The 6,228-nt window shown below is 45.3% G+C and carries 7 protein-coding genes; 4 read left to right on the top strand and 3 right to left on the bottom strand.

Annotation, left to right across the window (positions count from 1 at the left end):
• From PHX29_06765 to PHX29_06750, 4 genes are all read left to right on the top strand, one after another.
• Positions 1 to 263, top strand: a 263-nt coding sequence (locus PHX29_06765; GenBank protein MDD5605585.1) for a universal stress protein, incomplete at its 5' end; no start/stop codon positions are given.
• Between the two features lie 220 nt (positions 264 to 483).
• On the top strand, positions 484 to 2,283 hold the full coding sequence (gene aspS, locus PHX29_06760; protein ID MDD5605584.1) for an aspartate--tRNA ligase: 1,800 nt from the start codon (positions 484 to 486) through the stop codon (positions 2,281 to 2,283).
• Positions 2,284 to 2,295: 12 nt separating this feature from the next.
• Positions 2,296 to 3,642, top strand: coding sequence for a trigger factor (tig, locus tag PHX29_06755; protein ID MDD5605583.1), 1,347 nt, complete (start codon positions 2,296 to 2,298; stop codon positions 3,640 to 3,642).
• On the top strand, positions 3,635 to 4,264 hold the full coding sequence (locus PHX29_06750) for an ATP-dependent Clp protease proteolytic subunit (protein MDD5605582.1): 630 nt from the start codon (positions 3,635 to 3,637) through the stop codon (positions 4,262 to 4,264). The genes tig and PHX29_06750 overlap by 8 nt, the downstream gene beginning before the upstream one ends.
• A gap of 6 nt (positions 4,265 to 4,270) precedes the next feature.
• Here PHX29_06750 and PHX29_06745 read toward each other — a convergent pair whose 3' ends face one another.
• The 3 genes from PHX29_06745 to PHX29_06735 all read right to left on the bottom strand — a co-directional run.
• The gene (locus tag PHX29_06745) at positions 4,271 to 4,921 is read right to left on the bottom strand and encodes a PHP domain-containing protein (protein MDD5605581.1); all 651 of its coding nucleotides are present in this window, start codon (positions 4,919 to 4,921) and stop codon (positions 4,271 to 4,273) included.
• A 2-nt stretch (positions 4,922 to 4,923) separates the two neighbouring features.
• The gene (efp, locus tag PHX29_06740) at positions 4,924 to 5,484 is read right to left on the bottom strand and encodes an elongation factor P (protein MDD5605580.1); all 561 of its coding nucleotides are present in this window, start codon (positions 5,482 to 5,484) and stop codon (positions 4,924 to 4,926) included.
• A 37-nt stretch (positions 5,485 to 5,521) separates the two neighbouring features.
• Positions 5,522 to 6,228 (bottom strand): M24 family metallopeptidase (locus tag PHX29_06735; GenBank protein MDD5605579.1); only part of this gene is annotated, 707 nt, incomplete at its 5' end.

The raw sequence follows: 6,228 nt of genomic DNA, 5'->3' as shown, positions 1-6,228 counted from the left end.
AAAAGGAATCGCTGGATTATCTGGAGAAAATTGCTGCTCCCATACGCAAGCGGGGGATTGCAGTGCGCACAATAGTAAAAGTTGGCAGTTCAGCCGAAGAAATCATAAAAACTGCCAAAGAATCTGGTGCCAATATGATTGCCATGTCTACTCATGGTTTTTCTGGTATCAAACGTTGGGCGCTGGGTAGTGTTACTGACGAAGTATTAAAAACCAGCGATATTCCAATTCTGGTTATACGTGCCCGGGAAAAAACTCGCTAACGTTTAAGGGGACTGGTAAACGGAGAATCCGTTAAAACACTTACGCCTTCCTGAAGTTAGAATTTACTGATGGCCAGCAAATCAAAAAACCGGTTTGCTGGCCATCGCGTTTTGTTTATTCAGGCCGATGTGGTTTTAATACTTCTCATGTTTGAAGCATAAGGTAAAACTGGGATATAATCACAGGATATGTTTTCTTTATTTTCTCCGGAGGTTATTAGTGCTTAAGACTCATAATGCTACAGAGGTTGACAGCAGCCTCCTGGGGCAGACTGTAACATTGGCTGGCTGGGTGGACCGGCGGCGCGATCATGGCGGCTTGATATTTATCGATCTGAGAGATGTATCAGGGATAATCCAGCTCGCTATCAATCCGGAAATAGATGCCGGCGTTCATGAAGTTGGCAGCACCCTGCGCAGTGAATATGTCATACAGGCGACTGGCCAGGTAGCACTGAGGCCGGAAGGCACTCAGAATCCCAAATTGCCCACTGGTGATATTGAAATAATTGTAAAAAAAGTTGTCATTCTATCCAAGTCTAAAACGCCTCCATTTTACATAAACGAAGAAGTTGAAGTCGATGAAAACGTTCGCTTGCGTTACCGGTATCTGGATATAAGGCGTCAGCGAATGAAGAATAATATGCTAACCCGCCATCGTGTGGTTCGCTACATGCGCAACTTCCTGGATGACAAAGGATTTACTGAAGTCGAAACACCAATACTTATCAAGAGTACTCCCGAGGGCGCTCGTGACTATTTGGTGCCTTCACGGGTGTACCCGGGTAAGTTCTATGCTTTACCCCAGTCACCGCAGCAGATGAAACAGTTGCTGATGGTAGCCGGATTAGAAAAGTACTATCAGGTAGCCAAGTGTTTTAGAGATGAAGACACTCGGGCCGACCGTCAGCCTGAGTTTACCCAGCTTGATATCGAGATGAGCTTCGTAGAAGAAGCCGATGTTATGGCGCTGATGGAAGAGCTTTTTAGCAGTATAGTTCCTGCTACCAGGCCGGATATTAATGTTATTTCTCCTTTTACTCGTCTGACTTATGCAGATGCAATGGAGCGTTATGGTTGCGATAAACCAGACCTTCGCTACGGATTAGAAATCAAGGATGTAACTGATATAGCGGTTCAGACCAGTTTTGGTGTATTTCAAAAAGCAGTGTCGGCAGGGGGCAGGATAAGAGCAATTGCTGCACCCGGTTGTGGTAGCTATAGCCGGCGAGAGCTTAATGAACTCAACGATATTGCACGCTCTACTGGTGCAGGGGGTGTTGTTACTGTATCCTTGGGCGAGCCCGGTGTTTCAATCGATGAGCTTGATATGGAAAACGTTCATTCTATTGCTGCCAAATACATGGATATCGAACAGATAAAAGCAATAGCTAAAAAACTTGGAGCTAAAGGTGGAGATCTGCTATTGATAGCTGCCGGTACCGATGATATCACCAGTGCTGTGCTGGACCGGCTTCGCCGTGAGATGGCACATCGCTTGGCACTGGCAGATGAAAAATTATTCCACTTTTGCTTTATTACTGATTTCCCTTTGTTTTATCGGGATACAGAACATAATCGATGGGATTCAATGCATCATCCATTTACTTCTCCCAGGGAAGAAGATAAACCGATGGTAGCCCAAAAACCGGGCGAGGTCCACGGGCGGCATTATGATCTTGTTTTGAATGGATATGAAATAGGCGGCGGCAGTATACGTATCCACGAAGCCGATTTGCAGAGAACGATCTTCCGGCTATTGGCATATACTGATGAGCAGATCGATGAACGCTTTGGGCACATGCTCGAAGCCTTTTCCTACGGTGCGCCACCGCATGGCGGTGTTGCGGTCGGTATCGACAGATTCGTAATGCTTCTCTGCCAGGAATCATCCATTCGGGAAGTGATACCTTTCCCCAAGAACCAGAATGCCCAGGATCTTACCTTTGGCGCTCCAGATTTTGTAGCTGATGAACAGCTTGAAGATTTGCATATAAAAATAGATGAGAAAATAACCTAAAAAGGGGAAGTAATGCGGATAACAGAAAAACAGTTTGAAAATTGTCAGGCGATACTCACCATTGAAGCCGATGAGGCAGAAATGAAAAAGGCAGTTGACGCAGCCTATAAGCATGCGGGAGAACATGCTAATATACCCGGTTTTCGCAAGGGCAAGGCACCCAGGCGGGTTCTTGAAAAGCATGTAGGTAAAGACGCAATTCAGGCGGATGCCATTGAGATACTGGCTCCTGACGTGGTTGAAAAAGCCATAATAGAAGAAAAACTGGATTATTATGGCCGGCCACAGGTGGAGGTTGTACAGCAGGAGCCGGCTATCTTGAAAGCCACTGTGCCCTTGCCACCCAAGATTGAACTGGGAGACTATAAAAAGCTCAAGACGAAGCAAAAAAAGGTTAAAATTACATCCAAACAGGTTGACGAAACGCTTGAAGAAATCCGCCGCTCAATGTCAGCATGGTTGCCTGTTGAGCGTCCGGCAAAAGATGGCGATATGCTTATCATAGATTTGGAGAGCAATGTTGAAGGCAAGCCATTCATTAAAGAAAAATCTTCTCAGTATCATATTCAGGTAGATAAACCTTCTTACCTAAAAGGTCTGGCGGAATCTTTTGTGGGCATGAAAACGGGTGAAGAAAAAACTTTTGATTTAGAATTGGGAGAAGACTATCCAGTTCCGGAGATGGCCGGCAAAATCGCCAATTTCCAGGCGAAAGTGCTGGAAGTAAAAGAAGAAGATATGCCCCCGGCAGATGACGAGCTGGCAAAAAAGGTCGCCCCGGATGTTGATGGAATTAAAGCCCTCAAACAGCGGATCAAGACCAATCTGGAGAATCGCGAAAATCAGAAGTCAACCACCGATTATGAACTTAATCTGGTAGAAGAACTGGTTGAAAAGAGTAAATTGGAATACCCGCCAATCCTGGTTAACTCAGAAGCTGATAAAATGATAGAAAGCCAGTTGCGCCAATGGCGTAATTACAGCCGATCAAAAGAAGAATTCGAAGAACGGCTGAAGCAAAACAGCTATGAAAGCCTTCAGGCTCAGTATAAGAAGCCAGCTGAGGAAAGACTCAGGCGTTCACTTGTACTGACCAAGTTTGTGGAAGAGGAAGGCATTACTGTTACAGATGAAGAGCTCGATGCGGAAATCGAACGCATTGCAAGCGGATATGGCGAACAAAAAGAAGAACGAATGCAAGCTTTAAAAAATCCGGAAATTGCAAATAACATCAGAGCTGATTTACTTACGGTAAAGGCATTACAAAAATTGAAGGAATATGCCGAGAAACCTACTAAAAAAACCTCAGTAAAACAGGAAGAAAAGGAAGAAACGAATCAGGAGGAAGATAATGTATAGACCAGAGAATGTTATTCCGATGGTTATAGAGAGCGGAGCCAGAGGTGAAAGGGCTTTTGATATCTATTCCCTTTTGCTCAAAGAAAGAATTGTAATTCTTGGCTCTCCGATTAATGATCAGGTTGCAAATGTAATTATTGCCCAGTTGCTTTACCTGGATAGGGAAGATCCGGAAAAAGATATACAGCTTTACATAAATTCACCAGGTGGTGTTATTTCGTCTGGACTTGCCATTTATGATACGATGCAGTTGATTCGTCCTGACGTTTCTACGGTATGCATGGGCATGGCAGCCAGCATGGCGACCGTTCTTCTCTGCTCCGGTAAAAAAGGCAAACGTTATGCTTTGCCTAACTCCACCATTCACATGCATCAGGCGATAAGCAGTGCTCAGGGGCAAGCGTCTGATATTGAAATCGCTGCTCGTGAAATCCTGCGCCTTCAGGAGATTATCCGCCGGATACTTTCCGAAAATACCGGACAATCCCTGGAGAAAATTATCCATGATACCGATCGGGATTATTATCTTAATCCTCAGCAAAGCCTTGAATATGGTTTGATTGACGATATTATCGGCAAGGTGGATAAAGAAGAACCGGCAAAAAAGCCCGGTAAGAAATAGACCTTTTTAGCGGCTTAACTTGGTGCGGAACCGTTGGAATAGGGAATAACAATGGGTTGAAAAATTGGTGCCATCACCACCCATTTTAGCTGCATCCAGCGATAAAAGAAACTGGGCTGGATTGCTAAATTCTGGCATTTCCAGGTAATAATTACCGATTTCCCGTACGGTATGTGCATCACTTCCAGCGGTCATGCGCAGCTTGTTTTCCCGTGCAAATTTCAGGGGACGGTCGATGTCCTGAAAAGGGAGTGTTTTGGCGTTTCTGAATTCTACCATGTCAATCATGTGCTTGATTCTTTCGATAGAATGTTCTTTCATGGCCGAAGAGCGAAAAACTTCAAAAGGGTGAGGAATGCACACCAGGCCGCCCTGCTGCCTGACTGCAAATATAGTATCCTCAGGAGACATACCCGGCGGTATGGTTTCTTCAAGGAACAAGCCCATTATCTCGCCTTCTGTGCTCTCAATTTCTTCAGATACAATCACTGTAAACGGAGCTAATTCCCTTAGTTGCAGGGCGCCTTCAACAGTGTTATGATCGCAGATATTCAAACAATTGATAGAGCGCTTCAGACTGTGCTCAATAATTTCATCAAGCGGGCTGCTGGAATCTCCCGAATATAGTGTATGTACGTGCAGGTCAGCTTTAAGCAATTTTAATTGTTGACCCTTTCCAGATAGCTGCCTGAGCGGGTATCGACACGGATAACATCATCTTCGTTTATAAAAAGCGGTACAAGGATATCAAGACCTGTTTCCAGTTTGGCTGGTTTGGTTCCGGCGTTAGCGGTATCTCCTCTAAAGCCAGGTTCAGCATGAGTTACTTTCAATTCTACGGTGATTGGCAGCTCGATGCTGATAAACTTCTCCTTGTAGCTTCCCATTTCCAGTGTAACGCCTTCTTTGAGGTAATATACAGAGTCTCCCAGCAGATCGGCGCCAAGGGGAATTTGTTCAAATGTTTCTTTGTCCATGAAGTAGTACAGCTCGCCGTCTTTATAAATATATTCAACCGGTCTGTAATCCAGCCTGGCGCGAACAAACTTATCCCCAGATTGAAAAGACTGCTCAATGGTATGTCCGCCGATGATATCGCGCAATTTTACCTTAGCCAGAGCGGTGCGCTTCATTTTAACATGCTGGTACTCAACAACCTGATATAATTTATCGTTCAGTTCAATTACTACGCCTTTTCTCAGTTCGGTACCACCTATCATACTTTTCTCCTCGTTCGATTAAAAATGATTTCTTAAATTATTTGGTTGCTTTGGACAGAAGCACAACCCCGTTGTTTTGTAAAAGCGCATCGTCCTCAATGCGTATTCCTCCCCATCCGGGGAGGTAAATACCAGGTTCGATTGTAAAAACCATGCCTTCTTCCAGCGTGTCTTTTGAAGACGGACCCAGGAAAGGTGCTTCGTGGACTTCTAATCCAATACCATGCCCCACGCTGTGGCCAAAGTAATCGCCATATCCAGCATTTTGAATTACGCTACGGGCAATAGCATCGGCTTCACTGGCTTTCATTCCACTCCGGATCTTTTCAATAGCTGCCTGCTGAGCAGAAAGCACAATATTATACAGCTTTTTAAATTGGCTGTCAGGTTCTTCGCAGTAGATTGTGCGCGTAAGATCGCTTGTGTAACCGCCTGCGCATGCTCCAAAATCAAGTACAATCGGTTCTCCGGGGTTTATTGACCTTTGTGTGGGTTTAGCATGGGGCAGGGCAGAATTGGGGCCAGAAGCGCAAATGACGGAAAAACTTACCGGCTCGCTGCCGTTCTGGCGCATATGGCTTTCAATTTCCCAGGCTAGCTCAATTTCAGTCATGCCTGCGTGGGCGATCTGGCGGGCATATTCGGCTGCGGCATCACTGATTGCCGCGGCCTGCCTGATCAAGGCTGTTTCTCGGTCATCTTTAACCGTTCTCAGCTGATCGCACAAATCTCCAGCGGCTATCA

This window comes from Dehalococcoidales bacterium, assembly GCA_028717385.1.
Taxonomy (GTDB): domain Bacteria; phylum Chloroflexota; class Dehalococcoidia; order Dehalococcoidales; family CSSed11-197; genus CSSed11-197.
This window is presented reverse-complemented; position numbering and strand designations above follow the sequence as displayed.